An 18,510-nucleotide genomic window follows, 5' to 3' on the forward strand; every position below is an offset into this window, starting at 1 on the left:
GGCCTCCTGAACGTAGCTACTCGCGACCAGTGCGAAACCGATACTAGCGATGGTTTGTCAGGAACACCGTGCAGCAATGCACATGCTGCACGGCACAACTTAATGTATGTCGAAAATCTTTACACTGATCAATCCATTGGGTATAGTTATTTGATGCCTATCAAAAAGACGATACTCGGCTTTTTTGTAGCGATCGCGTGTTCCGGCGCGGTCCTTGCGTCGGAGCCCTCCAATCCTGCCAACGACGAAGCCCTTCCGGCTTCCATGTTCGAGCGCTACACCGATTCGATCCGTAGTCTGGTCGACCGTAGCCTGAACTTCCTTGGTGTTCCCTACCGCTTTGGTGGCACCAGCCCGCTCACCGGATTCGACTGCAGTGGCTTTGTCGGCAAGGTGTTCGCCGACGCCCTCGGTTTCGGCATGCCGCGCACGGCCGCCGAAATGTCCCAGATGGGCGAGCAGGTCAAGTTTGCCGAGCTGAAGCCGGGTGATCTGGTGTTCTTCAACACCATGCGCCGTGCCTTCTCCCACGTGGGCATCTACCTCGGCAACTACCAGTTCGTGCATGCGCCTTCGACGGGCGGCGTGGTCCGCGTCGAAGACATGCGCCTCGACTACTGGGCGGCCCGCTACGACGGCGCCCGCCGGGTCCTGCCCAACAGCCAGTCGCGCCAGCCGCAGTCCAACTAAGCACGCAATCCCGCCAGACACACGGCCCTACTGGCCGCACTCCGGCCAGCGCCTGATATCCTGTCCGGTTCCGGTTCGTACCGCACCTGATCCGACATGATTCCTTGGCTCGGCAGCAAACCCGTCTTTCCATCGGTCACCCGCGCACTGCACGAACCCAACGGGCTGCTGGCAGCCGGCGGCGCACTCACGCCCGAATGGCTGCTCGCCGCCTATCGGCACGGCATCTTCCCGTGGTTCAACGACGGCGAACCGATCCTGTGGTGGAGCCCGGATCCCCGCATGGTCGTCTTTCCGGACCAGGTCCGCGTGACCCGCTCCCTGCGCAAGACGCTGCGCAACGCCGCTTACGAGGTTCGCCTGGACCACGACTTTCCGGCGGTGATCCGCGCCTGCGCCGCACCACGCGATCCCCGCGGCGGCACCTGGATCACGCCCGAGATCCAGAACGCCTACATCCGCATGCACGAACTCGGTTATGCGCACTCGGTCGAAACCTACATCGACGGCGAACTGGCCGGCGGGCTCTACGGCATGGCCGTGGGGCGCGCCTTTTACGGCGAGTCCATGTTCAGCCGGCGCACCGACGCCTCGAAGATCGCCTTCGTGCACCTGGCCCGCTTCCTTGAGCAACGGGAATTTCGCGTGCTAGATTGCCAGATGACGACCTCGCACCTGGCTTCGCTGGGGGGACGGGAGATTCCGCGCTCAAGCTTCGTCGGACTGCTGGACGAAGCCACGCGGGAAGGCCCGCCGCCCGAACGCTGGCCGCTGAACGGAGCGCAAGCCCCCTGGACGTAGCCCATGCTGAAGGACTATCCCTACTCGCTGCTGCAGTTCTACGCCACCGCGCCCTACGCGTGCTCCTACCTGCCGGACCGCCAGGCCCGCTCCCAGGTCGCCACGCCCAGCCACCTGATCGACACGCCGCTGTACAGCGAACTGGTGCACTCCGGCTTCCGCCGCAGTGGCATCTTCACCTATCGCCCCTACTGCGACACCTGCCGCTCGTGCATTCCAGTACGCATCCCGGTGGCCAGCTTCACGCCCAACCGCAGCCAGCGCCGCGCCTGGGCCACCCATGCCGACCTGCTCCCGCGCGAGATGCCGCTGGAGTTCATCGAGGAGCACTACGCCCTCTACCAGCGCTACCAGGCCACGCGCCACGCCGGCGGCGGCATGGACCAGGACAACCGCGAGCAGTACGCCCATTTCCTGCTGCAGAGCCACGTGGACAGCCGTCTGCTCGAATTCCGCGAGAACGGCATCCTGCGCATGGTCAGCGTCATCGACTGCCTGACCGACGGCCTGTCCAGCGTCTACACCTTCTACGACCCCGATGCAGCCCACGGCAGCCTCGGCACCTTCGGCATCCTGTGGCAGATCGAAGTGTGCCGTCAGCTCAAGCTCCCCTATCTGTACCTCGGCTACTGGATCCGCGACAGCCGCAAGATGGCCTACAAGGCTCGTTTCCGTCCGATCCAGGGACGTGTCGGCGGACAGTGGCAAACCCTTACCGACGCCGATCTGGACACCCTCGACTGAAAGCCCTCCCATGCGCTTCCTGCAGCACACCACCGCCGCACTGCCCCTCCTTGCCTGCTGCACGCTGGCCGCCGCCGCGCCCAGCCTCGACGATTTCCAGAACGCCCCGCACCAGGACTGGCTCACCGTCTCGGGCGTATCCCACCACTTCCAGCCCGACCGCCGCGACTGGCGTGAATTCAATCCGGGCGCGGGCTTCGAGCGTGCCTTCAGCGGCACTCCGTGGGTCGCCACCGCCGGCTACTTCCGCAACAGCTACGACCGCAACACCTTCTACGCCGGCGCCCGCTGGATGCCTCTGCAGGCCGGCCCGTTCCGCTTCGGCGCCTTCGGTTTGGTGGGCAGTGGCTACCCATCGCCAGTGCTGGTTATCCCGACCGTCTCGGCAGAATTCGGCCGCGTCGGTGCCAACCTCGTCGCCTTGCCCAACCTGCCCGGCTACAGCGGCTACCTCGGTCTGCAATTCCGTTTCGCCCTCGACTGAAACCCGAAACAGGGTTTAGAAACAGGACTTTGCCGCGCTGCGGTAGAATGCGGGATGCTCTACGAACTCGCACGCCCCATTTTCTTCTCCCTCGACGCGGAGACCGCCCACGAAACCGCCCTCGCCGGCCTCAACCTTGCCGGCCGCCTGCTGCCGGCCGGCAAGCCGCACTCCGCCAGGCCGGTGGAGGTCATGGGCCTGCAATTCCCGAACCGCATCGGCATGGCCGCGGGTCTCGACAAGAACGGCGAGATCATCGACGGCCTGGCCCGCATGGGCTTCGGCTTCATCGAGATCGGTACCATCACGCCGCGCGCCCAGCCCGGCAACCCCAAGCCGCGCATGTTCCGCCTGCCCGAAGTGAAGGGCATCATTAACCGGATGGGCTTCAACAACCACGGCATCGATGCGCTGATCGGCAACGTGGAAGCCGCCAAGTTCAAGGGCATCCTCGGCATCAACATCGGCAAAAACGCCGACACGCCGATCGAACGCGCCGCCGACGACTACCTGATCTGCCTCGATAAGGCCTATCCGCTGGCCAGCTACATCACGGTCAATATCTCGTCGCCCAACACCAAGAACCTGCGCCAGCTGCAGGGTGAATCCGAACTCGACGCGCTGCTCGGCCAGCTAAAGGCACGCCAGGCCCAACTCGCCGACAAGCACGGCCGCTACGTGCCGATCACCCTCAAGATCGCACCGGACCTGGACGACAGCCAGATCACCAACATCGCCGACGCGCTGCGCCGCCACCGCATCGACGCGGTGATCGCCACCAACACCACGCTGGCCCGCGACAAGGTTCAGGGCATCCGCTATGGCGACCAGCAGGGCGGCCTGTCCGGCGCACCGTTGTTCGAGGCTTCCACCGCCGTCGTCGCGGCCCTCGCCAAGGCGCTGCAGGATGAAGTCCCGATCATCGCCGCCGGCGGCGTCTTCGACGGGCGCCAGGCCCGCGCCAAGCTGGAGGCCGGTGCCAAGCTGGTGCAGGTCTACAGCGGCCTCATCTACCGCGGCCCGGCCCTTGTGCGTGAAGCGGTCGAGGAGACCAAGGATTTCGTCTGAAATCGCACACCGGCCGCCGTGCCGCCCGCACTGGGCTTGAGTGCGGCACGGCCGGCGCGGGATAATCCCAACTTATCGTCACTCCGACACCGACAGCCATGAGCAGCTACCTTTTCGTGATCCTCGGCGCGGTTCTGGTGAATAACGTCGTCCTCGTCCGCATCCTCGGCCTGTGCCCCTTCATGGGGGTGTCCAAGAAGCTGGACGCCGCGATGGGCATGGGGGCGGCCACCACCTTCGTGCTGACCCTCGGCTGCGGCACCAGCTACCTCATCGACCACTACGTGCTGATCCCGGCCGGCGTCGAATACCTGCGCACGCTGGCCTTCATTGTCATCATCGCCGCCATCGTGCAGGTCACCGAGCTGGTCATCCAGAAGACCAGCCCGGTCATGTACCAGGTGCTGGGCATCTACCTGCCGCTGATCACCACCAACTGCGCGGTGCTCGGCGTGCCGCTGCTCAACGTGTCCCTGCGCCACGATCTGGTCGAATCCCTGCTGTTCGGCTTCGGCAGCTCGGTCGGCTTCTCGCTGGCGCTGGTGCTGTTCGCCGGCATCCGCGAACGCCTCGACGGCGCCGACGTGCCAAGCCCCTTCAAGGGCACGGCCATCGCGATGATCACCGGCGGGCTGATGAGCCTGGCCTTCATGGGCTTCGCCGGCCTCGACAAGTACCGCTAACCCTCCGCCACATCCGCTCCCGGCCCCGCCATGTTCACCGCCCTTCTCGTGATGACCGCCGTCGCCCTGGTGCTCGGGGCGCTGCTCGGCTACGCCTCGCTCAAGTTCAAGGTCGAGGGCGACCCGCTGGTCGAAAAGATCGACGCCATCCTGCCGCAGACCCAGTGCGGCCAGTGCGGCTTCCCCGGCTGCCGCCCCTACGCCACCGCCATCGCCTCGGGCGAAGCAGAGATCAACCAGTGCCCGCCGGGCGGCGAGGAAGGCATCCGCAAGCTCGCCGACCTGCTCGGCCGCGAGTTCAAGTCCCTGTCCGAAGAACACGGCGTCGAAAAGCCCAAGTCCGTCGCGGTGATCGACGAGGCCACCTGTATCGGCTGTACTCTGTGCATCCAGGCCTGCCCGGTGGACGCCATCATCGGCGCCGCCAAGCAGCTGCACACCGTCGTTGCCGGCGAATGCACCGGCTGCGAGCTGTGCGTGGCGCCGTGCCCGGTGGACTGCATCGCCATGGAACCCATCATCGACACCCTCGACACCTGGAAGTGGCGCTACCCGGTCATCCAGATCAAGCAGGCCGCCTGATGCTGCGCAAACTCTTCAAGTTCCACGGCGGCGTCAAGCCGCAAACCAACAAAACCGAGTCCACCGCCCAGCCGATCAGCGCAGTGCCGCTGCCCGAACGGCTGGTGATTCCGCTGCACCAGGCGGTAGGCGGCCACCCGCGCCCGCTGGTGGCACCGGGCGACAAGGTCTTCAAGGGCCAGCGCATCGGTGGCGCCGACGGCAGCCTGTCGTCCGCCGTGCATGCCTCCACATCCGGCATTGTGCGCGACGTGGCACCGGCGCTGATGCCGCACACCTCGGGCCTCACCACCCTGTCGGTGGTCATCGAGCCGGACGGCGAAGACCGCTGGGGCGATCTGGACAAGGTCAATTACCGCACGACGCCCCCCGACGAACTGCGCGACTTCCTGCGCGATGCCGGTGTCGTCGGCCTCGGCGGCGCCGTGTTCCCGAGCTACGCCAAGCTCAAGCCCGGCAAAGAAGGCCGCCTCAAGACGCTGGTCATCAATGGCGCCGAGTGCGAGCCCTTCATCACCTGCGACGACCTGCTGATGCGCGAACGCGCCGCCGACATGCTGGAGGGCATCGTCGCCATGCGCCACATGCTGCAGGCCGAAGAAGTGCTCATCGGCATCGAGGACAACAAGCCTGAAGCAGTCGCCGCGGTGCGGGCCGCCATCGCCGCCAGCGGCCAGACCGGCATCGAGGCCGTCGCCATTCCCACCCGCTACCCGGCCGGCGGCGCCAAGCAGCTGATCCGCGTGCTCACCGGCATCGAGGTGCCCCACGGCCGTCGCTCCACCGATTTCGGCGTGCAATGCTTCAACGTCGGCACCGCCTACAGCATCTTCGAAGCGCTGGAATTCGGCCGCCCGCTGATCTCCCGCGTCGTCACCGTGGCCGGCAACGTGGACCAGCCGCGCAACTACGACGTCCTCATTGGAACGCCGATGGACCACGTGGTGCGCCAGTCCGCCGCCCGTCCCGACACCGACCGCTACATCATGGGCGGCCCGATGATGGGCGTGCGCCTGCCGGCCTTCGACGTGCCGGTGGTCAAGGCCACCAACTGCATCCTGGTCGGCAGCCCGGCCCTGTTCCCGCCACCGCCGCCCGAGATGCCGTGCATCCGCTGCGGTGAATGCGCCAAGGCCTGCCCGGCGGATCTCGCCCCCTTCGAGATGTATTGGTTCTCGCGCTCGAAGAACTTCGGCAAGGCCCAGGAATACCACCTGTTCGACTGCATCGAATGCGGCTGCTGCAGCTTCGTCTGCCCGTCCCACATTCCGCTGGTGGATTACTTCCGCTTCTCCAAGAGCGAGATCTGGGCCCGCGAGCGCGACAAGTCTTCCTCCGACGCAGCCCGCGATCGCTTCGAATTCAAGAACTTCCGCCAGGAACGGGAGAAGCAGGAGAAGGCCGAGAAGCTCGCCGCCAAGGCCGCCGCGACGCGCGAAAAAGTCACCGCCGACAGCCAGGCCGGCACGGCCAGCCCTGCCGCGGAAGCGCCCGACACAGCCAAACCAGCCGCCCCGTCCGCCGAAGACACCAAGCGCGCGCTGATCGCCGCCGCGATGGAAAAGGCCCGCCAGCAGAAGGCCCAGATCGCACCGAAGAACACCGAACAGCTCAGCACCGAGACCCAGGCCGACATCGCTGCAATCGAAGCCCGCCGGGCTGCAGCAGCCACGCCGCCGACTCCGGATGCCTGATCCAGGCCACACACCGATGATCAACTCCCCCTTCGTCCGCAAAGCGGCCAGCGTCCAGCAAGTCATGCTGCAGGTGCTGCTGGCCCTCGCACCGGGCATCGCCGCCTACGTGTGGTTCTTCGGTGCCGGCATCCTCGTGCAGCTCGCCCTCGCCTCCGCCGCCGCGCTGGCCGGCGAAGCCGCCATGCTGGCGATCCGCGGCAAGCCCAAGGCCCTGTTCCTCGGCGACCTGTCGGCCATCGTCACGGCCTGGCTGATCGCCCTCACCTTCCCGCCCATCGTGCCCTGGTGGCTCACCGTCACCGCCACGCTGCTGGCCATCGTGGTCGTCAAGCAGCTCTACGGCGGTCTCGGCCAGAACCCCTTCAACCCGGCGATGGCGGCCTTCTGCCTGATGATCGTCGCCTACCCGGCGCTGATGTCCCAGTGGCCGGCGGCCGGCCAGCTGGACTTCGCCAGCCAGTTGCAGCTGATCTTCGGCGGCGCCCGCCAGGTGGACGCGATCACCGGCGCCACGCCCCTCGACGCCCTGCGCACCGCGCTGCGCGCCGCCGCCAATCCGGGCTCCCAGCTCCACGGCCTGCGTGCCGCCCAGCTGATGGACGGCCCGGCTTACGGCGCGCTCGGCGGCAAAGGCGGCGAGTGGGTGGCCCTCGGCTTCCTGCTCGGCGGCCTGTGGCTGCTGCAGCGGCGCATCATCACCTGGCACATTCCCGGCGCCTTCTGCCTGGCGCTGGCCGCCTCGGCCGGCCTGCTGTGGGCGGTCCGCCCCGAGGGCTTTGCCTCGCCGGTCTTCCACCTGGCCTCCGGCGGCGCCATGCTGGGCGCCTTCTTCATCCTCACCGACCCGGTGTCCGGCGCCACCACGCCGCGTGGCAAGCTGCTGTTCGCCGCCGGCGCCGGCGTGCTGACCTTCGTGATCCGCGCCTTCGGCGCCTACCCGGACGGGGTCGCCTTCGCCACGCTGCTTATGAACCTGTGCGTGCCGCTGATCGACATGAACACCCAGGCACCAGTCTTCGGCCACAAGAAGGATTGAGCATGAGCCAATCGACCATCCTGGGCCTGTCCACCCGCACCGCCGGCGCGATGATGGCCTTCACCGCCGCCTTCACGGCGCTGATGGCCTTCACCTACGAGGCCACCCACGAACAGATCGCCGCCTCAGCCAACGACGAGAAGATGAAGCTCGTCACCGAAGTGCTGGCCTCCGACGCCTACGACAACACGCTACTGGACGACTACGTGCAGCTCGGCCCGACCCGCGAGCTGGGCCTTGACCACGGCGGCCGCGTCTATCGCGCCCGCAAGGCCGGCGCCCCCACCGGGCTGCTGCTCGAGGCCACCGCGCCCGATGGCTACAGCGGCAACATCGACCTGATCATTGCGATCCGCCCGAACGGCACCGTAAACGGCGTGCGCGTCGTGGCCCACCGGGAAACCCCCGGCCTCGGCGACTACATCGACCCGAAGAAGGACAAGGACAAGAAGTCCCCGTGGATCGGCCAGTTCGCCGGCCTGAGCCCCGCTGCGCAGCCTCTCGACGCCTGGAAGGTGAAGAAGGACGGCGGCCAGATCAACAGCCATGCCGGCGCCACCATCAGCGCCCGCGCGGTGACCAACGCCGTCGCCCGCGCCGCCCGCTACGCCGGCGCCAACCGGGACCGCCTGTTCGGCGCGGCCACCGGCGCATCCCTCTGACAAGGAGCGACAACCATGGACTTGCGTGCCTATCGCGACATCGCCTGGAACGGCTGGTGGAAACAGAACCCCGGCGTCGTGCAGATCCTCGGCATGTGCCCGACGCTGGCCATCACTACCAACATCGTCAACGCCGTCAGCCTGGGCCTCGCCACCGTGCTGGTGATGGCCATGTCCAACCTGGCCTCCTCGCTGCTGCGCAACTTTATCCCCTACGAGATCCGCATCCCGGTGTTCATCCTGATCATCGCCGCGCTGACCACCGTTGTGGACCTGGCGATGAACGCCTACCTGCACTCCCTGTACCTGGTGCTTGGCATCTTCATCCCGCTGATCGTCACCAACTGCATCGTGCTGGCCCGCATCGAAGCTTTCGCCGCCAAGAACGAACCGCTGGCGTCCACGCTGGACGGTGCTGCGATGGGGCTCGGCGCGACGATGGTGCTCACCGTGCTCGGCGCGATGCGCGAACTGATCGGCAACGGCACCCTGTTCTCGGGCATCGAGATGGTCATCCCCGGCGCCCATGAGATCCAGGTCTTCGGCGGCGACTACCCGGGCTTCCTGACCTTCATCCTGCCGCCCGGCGCCTTCTTCGCACTGGGCTGTCTGATCGCCGGCCGCAACTGGCTGGAAGCCCGCCGCCAGGCCCGCGCACGCAGCAATCCGCCGGCCCCGCAGGCACCCGCGGCCCCCGAACCCACTTCCGCCGAGCCTGCCTGATGCCCGACATGCGCCTGGCCGCCGTGGCCGAAGCCTTCCGCCGCCTGCGCGAAGCCAACCCCAACCCGACCACCGAGCTCGAATACGCGACGCCTTACCAGTTGCTGGTGGCCGTGGTGCTGTCCGCCCAGGCCACCGACAAGGGCGTCAACATTGCTACCCGCAAGCTCTTCGCGCTCGCCCCGACGCCGGAAGCCATGGCCGATCTGGGTGAAGAAGGCATCGCCGAACAGATCAAGACCATCGGCCTGTTCCGCAACAAGGCCAAGAACACCCTGGCCCTGTCCCGCCAGCTGCTGGAGCGTCACGCCGGCGAAGTGCCCAACGACCGGGAGGCCCTCGAAGCCCTGCCCGGCGTCGGCCGCAAGACCGCCAACGTGGTACTCAACACCATCTTCGGCGAACCGACGATGGCCGTGGACACCCACATCTTCCGCCTCTCCAACCGCACCGGCCTGGCCCCCGGCAAGGACGTGCTCGAAGTGGAAAAGCGCCTGCTGCGCCGCATCCCCAAGGAATACATGCGCGACGCCCACCACTGGCTGATCCTCCACGGCCGCTACGTGTGCATCGCCCGCAAGCCCAAGTGCGGCGAATGCATCATCCGCGACCTGTGCCTGTACCGCGACAAGACGGAGTGAGCACCACACCCGCCACCGTCCTGCAACGAAATCACACTATTCAAAAAACCAACGCCCCCAACGACCATGTTCGATCCCTCCCGTGACCAGGCCCGACAGTTCTTCGTCAGCGCCTGGAGCAAGCACAAGAACCGCGAAGTCCTGACCCAGCTCGAGATCATCGCCGCCGACCTGGTGGCCCATCACCCGGAATACCACGCGCTGCTGGAAGATCCGGACGCGGTGATGAAGGACTTCAGCCCCGAGGACGGGCAGGTGAATCCCTTCCTGCACCTGTCCCTGCACCTGGCCATCGAGGAGCAGCTGTCCATCAACCAGCCGCCGGGCATCCGCGAAGCCTTCGAGCAATGTCAGGCCCGCCACGGCGACCGTCACGCGGCGCTGCACGACGTGCTCGAATGCCTCGGCGAAACGATCTGGAAAGCCCAGCGCGACAAGGCGCCGCTGGACGCCCACTCCTACGTCGAAGCGGTACGCAAGCGCGCCACCCGCTGAAACCTCCGCCCGATGCAATGAAACGGTAATCCACCGGGCCCACCATCGGGCCCATGCATTCCAGTCCGTCCCAGCCCCTCGCGGGCCGCATCGCCCTCGTCACGGGCGCCAGCACCGGCATCGGCCGGGTCACCGCCCGGCAACTCGCCCTTCAAGGTGCCCACGTCTATCTGGCCTGCCGTTCCGAAGCCCGTACCCGCCCGGTCATCGACGAGATCCAGCGCCTCACCGGCCACGCCGCTGCCGAATGGCTGGAGCTGGACCTCGCCGACACCCGTTCGATCCGCGCCTGCGCCACGCGCTTCCTGAGCACCGGCCAGCCACTCCACCTGCTGGTCAACAACGCCGGTCTGGCCGGCGCCCGCGGCTTGACCCGCGACGGCTTCGAGATGGCTTTCGGCGTCAATCACCTGGGCCATTTTCTGCTCACCGACCTGCTGCTCGAGCGCCTCAAGGCCTCCGCGCCGGCGCGCATCGTCACCGTCGCCAGCCGCGCCCACCGCCGCGCCCCGCCCATCGACTGGAGCGCGGTGCAGAAGCCGACCCGTTCCCTGACCGGCGTGCGCGAATACGCGGTGTCCAAGCTCGCCAACGTGCTGTTCAGCGCCGAACTGGCCCGCCGGCTGGACGGCAGCGGCGTCAGCACCTACGCGCTGCATCCGGGTGTGGTGGATACCGAGGTGTGGCGCGCCGTACCGCGGCCGCTGCGGCCGCTCCTGAAGCTGCGCGGCCTGCTCACGCCGGAGGAAGGCGCCCGCACCACGCTGCACTGCGCAGTGCACGCCCCGGCCGGCGAGAGCGGCCTGTACTACGCCCAATCGACGGTGACCGCCCCGACCGACCGCGCCCGCGACTTCCGCCTGGCCGCAGAGCTGTGGCGGCGCAGCGAGGAGTGGGTCGCCGACCCCGGCCGCCACGGCTGATCCCTGATCCCGGCACCGAGCTGCGTCACCCGGCCCAGCGCAGGCACTGGCAACGCACCAGTTCGGGCAGCAGCGGATCGGCGCCGTAGTGCTCCCGCAGCCACGCCGCATCGTTCGTGCGCGTCGCCGCGTCGTGGGCCAGCGCGGCGCAGGCGGCCTGTGTGCCCAGCACCGCCGCATGCGGGCCGATGCGGTTCACCAGCGCGACGATCGCGTCGCCAAGCACATGGCGCTCACCGCTTTCAGGATCGACCCACACCCCCTCATAGCCGAAGCGGCAGGCCTGGAAGCGGTTGAAGGCATACACGAGGTAGTCGTCCTCGGCTGGCATGAAGGGCTTGTCCACCATCAGCCAGCGGGCGATGGTCTGGATCAGCGCGGCCAGGCGCGCCGCCCGCTCCACGCACAGTGGCGTATCCAGCACGCGGACTTCGATCGTGCCGTACTCCGGCTTCGGGCGGATGTCCCAGTAGAAGTCCTTCATGCTCTCCACGACACCGGTCCGCGCCATCTTCTCGAAATAGACCTCGAAATCGGACCAGGTCAGCACAAAGGGCGCCCGACCCGACAGCGGAAAGGCAAAGATCGAGTTGAGGCGGGCCGAATCGAAGCCGGTATCGTGGCCCTGCACATAGGGCGACGACGCCGACAGCGCGATCAGGTGCGGGATGAAGCGCGACATACCATGCAGCAGGCGCAGCGCCTCGTCGGGCCCGGGGCAGCCGATGTGCACATGCTGCCCGAACACCGTGAACTGCTTGGCCAGGTAGCCGTACAGATCGCTCAGGTGCTTGTAGCGGACGCCATCGGTGATCCGGCGCTCGCCCCACAGCTGGAAGGGATGGGCACCGCCGCCGCAGATGCCGATGTCGAGGCGGCGGGCGCCTTCCAGCAGTCCGTTGCGCAGCGCCGTGAGCTGCGTCAGCACGTCGTTGTAGTCTTCGCAGATGCCGGTGGCGATCTCGATCATGCTCGACGTGATCTCCGGCTTCACATCGCCGACGAAGCCCTGCTGCTCGAGCACCCGCAACAGATCCGGCGCCGCCGCGACAAGGTCGAAATCGTGGGTGCCCACCAGCTGGAGCTCCAGCTCGACCCCCAGGGTCAGCGCACGGGAAGTGGAAAAGGCCTCAAGCGACATGGTGGGCCTCCTTGCCGATATTGGTCTCGCCACAATGGCGCAGCGCCCACTGGGTCGCAATCGGACCGGCGATCTCCATCACCGCGGCAGCACCGGCCAGTGCCGCTGCCACGTGCCGGCCCAGGTCGGGGAAGGCCAGGTACAGGCTGGCGGTCAGCAGGAAGGCCGTGCCCGACATGGGGAGCAGCGCAATGCCCAGCGCCACCGACTGCCCCATCGACAAGCCCGACAGCCGCCCGAACAACACGCTGCCGCCCACCTTCGCGGCCGCCCGCAGGACCACCACCGTCACGCCAGCAAGGCCGCCACCGACGATCAGGCGCCAGTCCGCCGCCATGCCGTTCACGACGAACAGCAGTACCACCAGCGCGCCACCCGCGGTGCCGAAGTGGCGCGGCCACAGGCAAGGCCGCAGATCACGGCTGCGCAGCACCATGCCGGCCAGCAGCGGCACCAGGATCGGCGATGCGCCGGTAAGGCGGACCAGCACCAGTGCCAGAAACAGCAGGCCGATGAGCAGCAGCACGCTGTTTTCGTTGGCCAGGTCGAGGCGCCGCCGCGCGACGCCGACCGCCGCCGCCAGCAGCAGCGCCAGCACGCAGGTGCTCACCAGATAGCGCAGCGGCGCCTGCAGGGACTGCAGCACGTGCTGCCCATGGGCCTGCCCGAGCAACACCAGCAGCACCTGCACGGCGAGCACCGCGTAGATCGTGTTGAGCGCCGACAGCATCAGCAGGCGCTCGGTCACCTGGCCGCGGGCATGCAGCTCGGAGGCCACCCGCATCACCACCGCCGGCGAGCTGACCATGCACACGGCCCCCACGGCGATCGAGCTGCCGACCCCGAGCCCGAGGTAGTGGCCGATGCCGAACACCATCACGAAAGTCATGCCGGCTTCCGCCAGGCTGGTGGCAATCAGCCACGGGTTGTCACGCAGCCAGTGCAGGTGGACACGGCTGCCCAGTTCGAAGAGAAGAACGGCCATCGCCACCTCAAGGCCGTGGCGAAAGCCCTCCGACAGGGCCAGCCCGCCAGCGTCGAGATGACTCGATGCAAACAGGCCGACCAGCGTATAGCCGACGATGCGCGGCCAGCCGAAGAGGCGGAACACCGCCTCCCCGGCCAGTGGAGCAATCACCAGCAGCATGGCCAGCCAGAAGCTGGTGTCGAGAGGAGCTATCCAACCGGGAAGAAAAGAAAGATCGGGCGCCATGCAATCTCCTACCGGACGATCGCACACCCAATCGCAAACACCAGGCGCGGATCGTCGAAGAACGGCGAATCATGAATCCCCGCCCCCATTCCAGCAGGGCATGAGCGCGGGGGGCGTTCTTCGTAGAGGCAGCGCGGCGCGGTAAGTTCCGGCCTCAGGGTCCCGAAATGGGCTTTGCACAGCGGCCACAGCATTGGCGCCGAGGCCGCCGGCAAGGCCCGGCCTACTCGTGGCGCAGGGCTTCGATGGGGTCGAGGCGCGCCGCCCGACGCGCCGGCACATAGCCGAACAGCACGCCGATGGCCGCCGAAAACCCGAAGGACAACAGGTTGATTGCCGGGTTGAACAGGTAGGGCACATGCATCAGCGCAGCCCCTCCGATGGACGCCAGCGTGGCCAGCACGACGCCGACGATACCGCCGAGCGAGGCCAGCGCCACCGCCTCGATGAGGAACTGCAGCAGCACCTCCCGCTCCAGCGCACCGATGGCCAGGCGGATGCCGATCTCCCGCGTCCGCTCGGTGACCGACACCAACATGATGTTCATGATGCCGATGCCACCCACCAGCAGGCTCACCGCCGCCACCGCGCCGAGCAGGCCGGTCATCACCTTGGTGGTGCCGGACAGCGTTTCGGCGATCTGGCGGGTGTCCATCACCGCGAAGTCGTCGTTGTCGCCGGGGCCGATGTGGCGGCGCTCACGCATCAGCCAGGTCACCTGGTCCTTGGCGGTGTCCATTGATGCGTCGTCGCGCACCGACACCATCAACGTCGCCACATCCACCGAGCCGGTGAGGCGGCGCTGCACGGTGCGCAGCGGCATCACCACCAGGTCGTCCTGGTCGTTGCCCATCGTGGACTGGCCCTTGGACGCCAGCAGGCCGATCACCTCGCAGGAGAACTGCTTGACGCGGATCTGCTGGCCGACCGGGTCCTGCCCGCCGAACAGCTCGCGCCGGATAGTGTCGCCGATCACGCACACGGCCGCGCCGGCGCGCTCTTCCGCCTCGTTGAAGATCCGCCCCCCCGCGATCTGCCACTTGCCGGTGGCGAACCAGTCGCGGCTGGTGCCGGTGACGCCGGACGACCAGTTGCGCGACATCGCCACCAGCGTGACGCTCTTGTTGCTCACCGGCACCACCGCGGCCAGCCCGCTGACCTGGTTGCGCAGGGCCTCCACGTCGGCCACCTTGAACTGGGCCGCGCCCGCCGAATCCCGCCCGGGGCCAAGGTGCTGGCCGGGGCGGATGATCAGCAGGTTGCTGCCGAGGCTGGCGATCTGGTCCGACACCGCCTGGGTCGCCCCGTTGCCGAGGGTGACCATGGTGATCACCGCCGACACGCCGATGACGATGCCGAGGATGGTCAGGAAGGAGCGCATCAGGTTGCGGCGGATCTCCCGCAGTGCCAGCAGCAGCGCATTCCAGATCATCGCGCGCCCTCCTCTGCCGGCAGCCCGTCCTTGCGCGTGTCGCTGGCGATGCGCCCATCGACGAGCCGCACGATACGGTGGGCGTACTCGGCCATGTCCGGCTCGTGGGTAACCATCAGCACGGTGATGCCCTGCTCCCGATTGAGGCCGGCGAGCAGGTCCATGATCTCCCGGCTGCGCTCGGTGTCGAGGTTGCCGGTGGGCTCGTCGGCCAGCAGCAGGGATGGCCCGGTGACCAGCGCCCGGGCGATCGCCACGCGCTGCTGCTGGCCGCCGGACAGCTCGGCCGGCGTGTGATGTTCCCAGCCCGACAGGCCGACGGAGGCCAGCGCGGCGCGTGCCAGTTCGTGGCGACGGGCCGCCGGCTCGCCACGATAGAGCAGCGGCAACTCGACGTTCTCCTGGGCCGAGGTGCGTGCCAGCAGGTTGAAGCCTTGAAAGACGAAGCCCAGCGCATGGCGGCGCAGCATGGCCCGCTGGTCACGGCTCAGACCTTCCACCGCCAGGCCGCGGAAGCGGTAGCTGCCGCCGCTGGGCGTGTCGAGGCAGCCGAGGATGTTCATCAGCGAGGACTTCCCCGAACCGCTGGGGCCCATGATGGCGACGAAATCCCCCTCCTCGACGGTCAGATCCACGCCGCGCAGGGCCTGGAAGGCCGCCGCCCCACTACCGAAGCTGCGGGTAACGCCGGACAGCACGATCAGCGCCTCGCTCATTTCTTCGCCGCCAACGCCTCGGTGATCACCTCGGCGCCGGGCGGCAGCGCCGCGCCCCCATCCACCGGACGGATCTCCGACACTTGGCCGTTGCTGCCCAGCACGCTCACCTTCACGGCGAGCGGCTGACCGTCCTTGAGCAGCCAGAGGGTCTGGGTACCGTCCTTGGCGGCGGCATCCGACGCGGCCTTGGGCGGCGGCGCCGGCGGACGCGGCATCAGGCTGGCCAGCAGGCTGCGTTTCTGGGCCTCCTGCTGCACCGGCGGCGAGAAGCGCAGCGCCGTATTGGGCACCAGCAGCACGTCCTGGCGACGGGCGGTGGTGATCTCGGCGGTGGCGGTCATGCCCGGGCGCAACATCAGCTCGTCGTTCTTGACGGACAGGATGGTCAGGTAGGACACCACCTGATCCTTGGTCTGGGAGCCCCAGCCGACCCGCGTGACGGTCGCCGGGAAGTTGCGCCCCGGCCAGGCATCCACGTGGAAACGCGCCTCCTGCCCCTCCTTCACCTTGCCCACGTCGGCCTCGTCCACATCCACCTGCAGCTCCATGCGGCGCAAGTCCTCGGCCAACGTGAACAGCACCGGCGCGGTCATCGCCGCTGCCACTGTCTGGCCCGGCTCCACCTTGCGGGTCAGCACGATGCCGTCGATCGGCGAATGGATGGTCGCCTTGGACAAGCTGATCTCGTAGGTGCTGAGCAGCGCCTTGGCCGACGCGACAGAGGCTTCGGCGGCCTTCTGGTCGGCCACGGCACGCAACGCAGCCGCCTCGCCGCTGTCCAGCTCCGCCTTCGACGGCACCTTGCCGCCGGACAGGCGCGCCACCTCGCGCAGGCGGGCCAGGCTGGCCGCGGTTTCGGCCACCGTCGCCTGGGCCTGGCGCACCTTGGCCTCGGCCGCTGCCAGGTCGGCCTTCGACTGCCTCACCTGATCCTTGAGCTTGGAAGTATCGAGGCGAGCGATCACCTGCCCCTTTTTCACGTGGTCATTCACGTCCACCAGCACCGTCTCGATGATGCCGGACAGTTCGCTGCCCACGTCCACCGAGTTGGTCGGCTGCAGGTTGCCGGTGGCCGATACGTTGATGACCAGCTCGCCCTTGCGGACCTGTTGGGTGTGGTAACTCGGCCCTTCGTCGCCCCCACTGCCGAACAGGACAATACCGGCGGCCAACACCAGCACAGCCGCTGCACCACCAATCAGCAGGCGCCGGCGACCGCCAAAGCGGCCCTGGCCGCTGCTGAGAACGAGTTCACGGAGCGCGTCCGCAGACGGAGATTCAGGCTTGTTCATGCGTCTTTTCCGGATTTGGGTGCTGCCTCGTCGCTGTCGGCGGACCATCCGCCACCGAGGGCTTTGTAGAGCTGGATCAGTGCCGTCACACGCTCGGCCTCTGCCGAGGCCAGACTGTCTTCGATGCTGAGCAGGCTGCGCTCAGTCGTCAGCACGGTCTGGAAGTCGATCAGGCCTGATGCGTACTGGTGCCGGGCCAGCAGCGCCGCGTTGCGGGCCGCCTCGGCAGCGCTGGCCAGGGCCTCGCGCCGCTGACGGCTGTTGGCCAGCGCGACGAGGGCGTTCTGCACGTCCTCCAGCGCGGTCAGCACCGTCTTCTCGTAGGCAGCCAGCTGCTGTTCGCGCACCGCGTCCTGCACCTCGACCTGGGCGCGCAGGCGGCCGGCATCGAACAGTGGCCCGCTGACCGCCGCCGCCAGCGAGCGGGCCACCTGCCCGCCGCCACTGAAGGTGGACAGGCCGAGGGCTTGCAGGCCGATGGAACCGGACAGGCTGAAGGATGGATACAGCGCCGCCTCCGCCTGCCCGACGCGGGCCGTCTCGGCCGCCAGGCGCCGTTCGGCGGCGCGCACGTCGGGGCGCTGGCGCAGCACCTCGGCGGGGATCAGCAGCGCGGTGGCCTCCGGTAGTTGCGGCAACAGTCCGCCGCGGGGGGCGCCCTCCGCCGCGGACAGCCATTCGTGCAGGCTGCCCGGCGCACGCCCGGTGAGCAGCGCCAGGCGGTGCTCGGCCTCGGCACGGCCGGTGTCGAGGGTCGGGATCGCTGCCCGGGTGGTTTCCCGGTTGCTGCGCGCCTGCTCTACGTCGAGGCTGCCGACCAGCCCGGCCTGGGCGCGCCAGTCGGTGATCTGCAGGGTTTCCGACTGGCTGGCCAGGTTGTCGCGGGCGATCGCCAGGCGCGCCTGGAAGGCGCGCAGTTCGATGTAGTTGAGGGCCACTTCGGCGGTCAGGCTTACCTGGGTGGCGTGCAGGTCGGCCAGGCCGGCTTCCAGGTCCGCCTCGGCGGCCTCCAACCCACGGCGGGCGCCGCCGAAAACGTCCGGCTCCCAGGCGGCGTCGAAGCCGGCCTGGTACATGCTCTGCGATGCGCCGAGGGCGGTGCTTCGGCTGGCACCGGCGGACGCACTGAGGGTCGGGAAGCGCTTGGCCGAGGCCAGGTCGCGGCTGGCCCGGGCGGCCCGCAGCGCGGCACGGGCACTCTTCAGGTCCGGATTGGCCTGCAGCGCCTCGTCCATCAAGGCACTCAGTTGCGGGTCGGCCAGCTGGGTCCACCAGCGGGCCAGGGCTTGCGGATCGGCCTGCCGCGTCCCCTCCACGGGTACGGACTGCCAGGCGGCCGGCACATCGGGCCGGGGGGCCCGGTAGTCCGGGCCGACGCTGGCACAGGCGGCCAGCAGGCAGGCCAGCAGCGCCGGCAAGCGGCGCGGGGGTTCGATCGACATAAGGAGAGCGGAAGGGCCGCACACGCTGTGCAGCGACCGGCC

The 18,510-nt window shown here is 68.0% G+C and carries 20 protein-coding genes; 14 read left to right on the plus strand and 6 right to left on the minus strand.

All coding sequences use genetic code 11. From position 1 onward, the window contains the following. Nucleotides 1-153: 153 nt before the first annotated feature. The 14 genes from AC3QL2_RS01175 to AC3QL2_RS01240 all read left to right on the plus strand — a co-directional run bounded on the left by AC3QL2_RS01175 (nt 154) and on the right by AC3QL2_RS01240 (nt 11,229). The gene (locus tag AC3QL2_RS01175; protein WP_493234237.1) at nt 154-690 is read left to right on the plus strand and encodes a C40 family peptidase; all 537 of its coding nucleotides are present in this window, start codon (nt 154-156) and stop codon (nt 688-690) included. 96 nt (nt 691-786) lie between these two features. After that, nucleotides 787-1,491 (plus strand): leucyl/phenylalanyl-tRNA--protein transferase, encoded by a 705-nt coding sequence (gene aat, locus AC3QL2_RS01180; RefSeq protein WP_493234238.1) that lies wholly within the window; start codon nt 787-789, stop codon nt 1,489-1,491. 3 nt (nt 1,492-1,494) lie between these two features. Further along, on the plus strand, nt 1,495-2,235 hold the full coding sequence (locus tag AC3QL2_RS01185; protein ID WP_493234239.1) for an arginyltransferase: 741 nt from the start codon (nt 1,495-1,497) through the stop codon (nt 2,233-2,235). Between the two features lie 10 nt (nt 2,236-2,245). Continuing rightward, a complete protein-coding gene (locus AC3QL2_RS01190; RefSeq protein ID WP_493234240.1) occupies nt 2,246-2,719 on the plus strand; it encodes a hypothetical protein in 474 nt (157 codons plus the stop codon). A 54-nt stretch (nt 2,720-2,773) separates the two neighbouring features. Continuing rightward, nucleotides 2,774-3,787, plus strand: coding sequence for a quinone-dependent dihydroorotate dehydrogenase (locus AC3QL2_RS01195; protein ID WP_493234241.1), 1,014 nt, complete (start codon nt 2,774-2,776; stop codon nt 3,785-3,787). A 98-nt stretch (nt 3,788-3,885) separates the two neighbouring features. Continuing rightward, nucleotides 3,886-4,470, plus strand: coding sequence for an electron transport complex subunit RsxA (rsxA, locus tag AC3QL2_RS01200; RefSeq protein ID WP_493234242.1), 585 nt, complete (start codon nt 3,886-3,888; stop codon nt 4,468-4,470). Nucleotides 4,471-4,500: 30 nt separating this feature from the next. Beyond that, on the plus strand, nt 4,501-5,052 hold the full coding sequence (gene rsxB / locus AC3QL2_RS01205) for an electron transport complex subunit RsxB (protein ID WP_493234243.1): 552 nt from the start codon (nt 4,501-4,503) through the stop codon (nt 5,050-5,052). Continuing rightward, on the plus strand, nt 5,052-6,746 hold the full coding sequence (gene rsxC, locus AC3QL2_RS01210) for an electron transport complex subunit RsxC (protein ID WP_493234244.1): 1,695 nt from the start codon (nt 5,052-5,054) through the stop codon (nt 6,744-6,746). Before rsxB ends, rsxC begins: the two co-directional genes overlap by 1 nt. A 16-nt stretch (nt 6,747-6,762) precedes the next feature. Continuing rightward, nucleotides 6,763-7,785, plus strand: a complete 1,023-nt coding sequence (locus tag AC3QL2_RS01215; RefSeq protein ID WP_493234245.1) for an RnfABCDGE type electron transport complex subunit D — start codon at nt 6,763-6,765, stop codon at nt 7,783-7,785. Nucleotides 7,786-7,787: 2 nt separating this feature from the next. Next, entirely contained in the window at nt 7,788-8,447 is a 660-nt protein-coding gene (gene rsxG, locus AC3QL2_RS01220; protein ID WP_493234246.1) for an electron transport complex subunit RsxG, read from the plus strand. Between the two features lie 15 nt (nt 8,448-8,462). Next, nucleotides 8,463-9,170: an electron transport complex subunit RsxE gene (gene rsxE / locus AC3QL2_RS01225; RefSeq protein WP_493234247.1), complete on the plus strand. Its 708-nt coding sequence runs from the start codon at nt 8,463-8,465 to the stop codon at nt 9,168-9,170. A gap of 8 nt (nt 9,171-9,178) precedes the next feature. Further along, nucleotides 9,179-9,811 carry an endonuclease III gene (nth, locus tag AC3QL2_RS01230; protein ID WP_493234322.1) on the plus strand — a complete coding sequence of 211 codons (633 nt, stop codon included), beginning with the start codon at nt 9,179-9,181 and terminating at the stop codon, nt 9,809-9,811. Between the two features lie 66 nt (nt 9,812-9,877). Continuing rightward, nucleotides 9,878-10,306 (plus strand): DUF1841 family protein, encoded by a 429-nt coding sequence (locus tag AC3QL2_RS01235; RefSeq protein ID WP_493234248.1) that lies wholly within the window; start codon nt 9,878-9,880, stop codon nt 10,304-10,306. Between the two features lie 53 nt (nt 10,307-10,359). Next, a complete protein-coding gene (locus AC3QL2_RS01240) occupies nt 10,360-11,229 on the plus strand; it encodes an SDR family oxidoreductase (RefSeq protein ID WP_493234249.1) in 870 nt (289 codons plus the stop codon). Between the two features lie 25 nt (nt 11,230-11,254). Here the strand turns inward: AC3QL2_RS01240 and AC3QL2_RS01245 are convergent, their stop codons facing one another. From AC3QL2_RS01245 to AC3QL2_RS01270, 6 genes are all read right to left on the minus strand, one after another. Continuing rightward, nucleotides 11,255-12,370, minus strand: coding sequence for a YbdK family carboxylate-amine ligase (locus tag AC3QL2_RS01245; protein ID WP_493234250.1), 1,116 nt, complete (start codon nt 12,368-12,370; stop codon nt 11,255-11,257). Beyond that, entirely contained in the window at nt 12,360-13,583 is a 1,224-nt protein-coding gene (locus AC3QL2_RS01250) for a cation:proton antiporter (RefSeq protein ID WP_493234251.1), read from the minus strand. Before AC3QL2_RS01250 ends, AC3QL2_RS01245 begins: the two co-directional genes overlap by 11 nt. A gap of 223 nt (nt 13,584-13,806) precedes the next feature. Further along, the gene (locus AC3QL2_RS01255) at nt 13,807-15,015 is read right to left on the minus strand and encodes an ABC transporter permease (RefSeq protein ID WP_493234252.1); all 1,209 of its coding nucleotides are present in this window, start codon (nt 15,013-15,015) and stop codon (nt 13,807-13,809) included. Then, nucleotides 15,012-15,731: an ABC transporter ATP-binding protein gene (locus AC3QL2_RS01260; protein WP_493234253.1), complete on the minus strand. Its 720-nt coding sequence runs from the start codon at nt 15,729-15,731 to the stop codon at nt 15,012-15,014. The genes AC3QL2_RS01255 and AC3QL2_RS01260 overlap by 4 nt, the downstream gene beginning before the upstream one ends. Further along, nucleotides 15,728-17,026, minus strand: a complete 1,299-nt coding sequence (locus tag AC3QL2_RS01265; protein ID WP_493234254.1) for an efflux RND transporter periplasmic adaptor subunit — start codon at nt 17,024-17,026, stop codon at nt 15,728-15,730. Before AC3QL2_RS01265 ends, AC3QL2_RS01260 begins: the two co-directional genes overlap by 4 nt. After that, nucleotides 17,023-18,468 (minus strand): efflux transporter outer membrane subunit, encoded by a 1,446-nt coding sequence (locus AC3QL2_RS01270; protein ID WP_493234255.1) that lies wholly within the window; start codon nt 18,466-18,468, stop codon nt 17,023-17,025. The genes AC3QL2_RS01265 and AC3QL2_RS01270 overlap by 4 nt, the downstream gene beginning before the upstream one ends. Nucleotides 18,469-18,510 lie beyond the last annotated feature (42 nt).

This window comes from Zoogloea sp. GW822-FHT05C07, assembly GCF_058800215.1.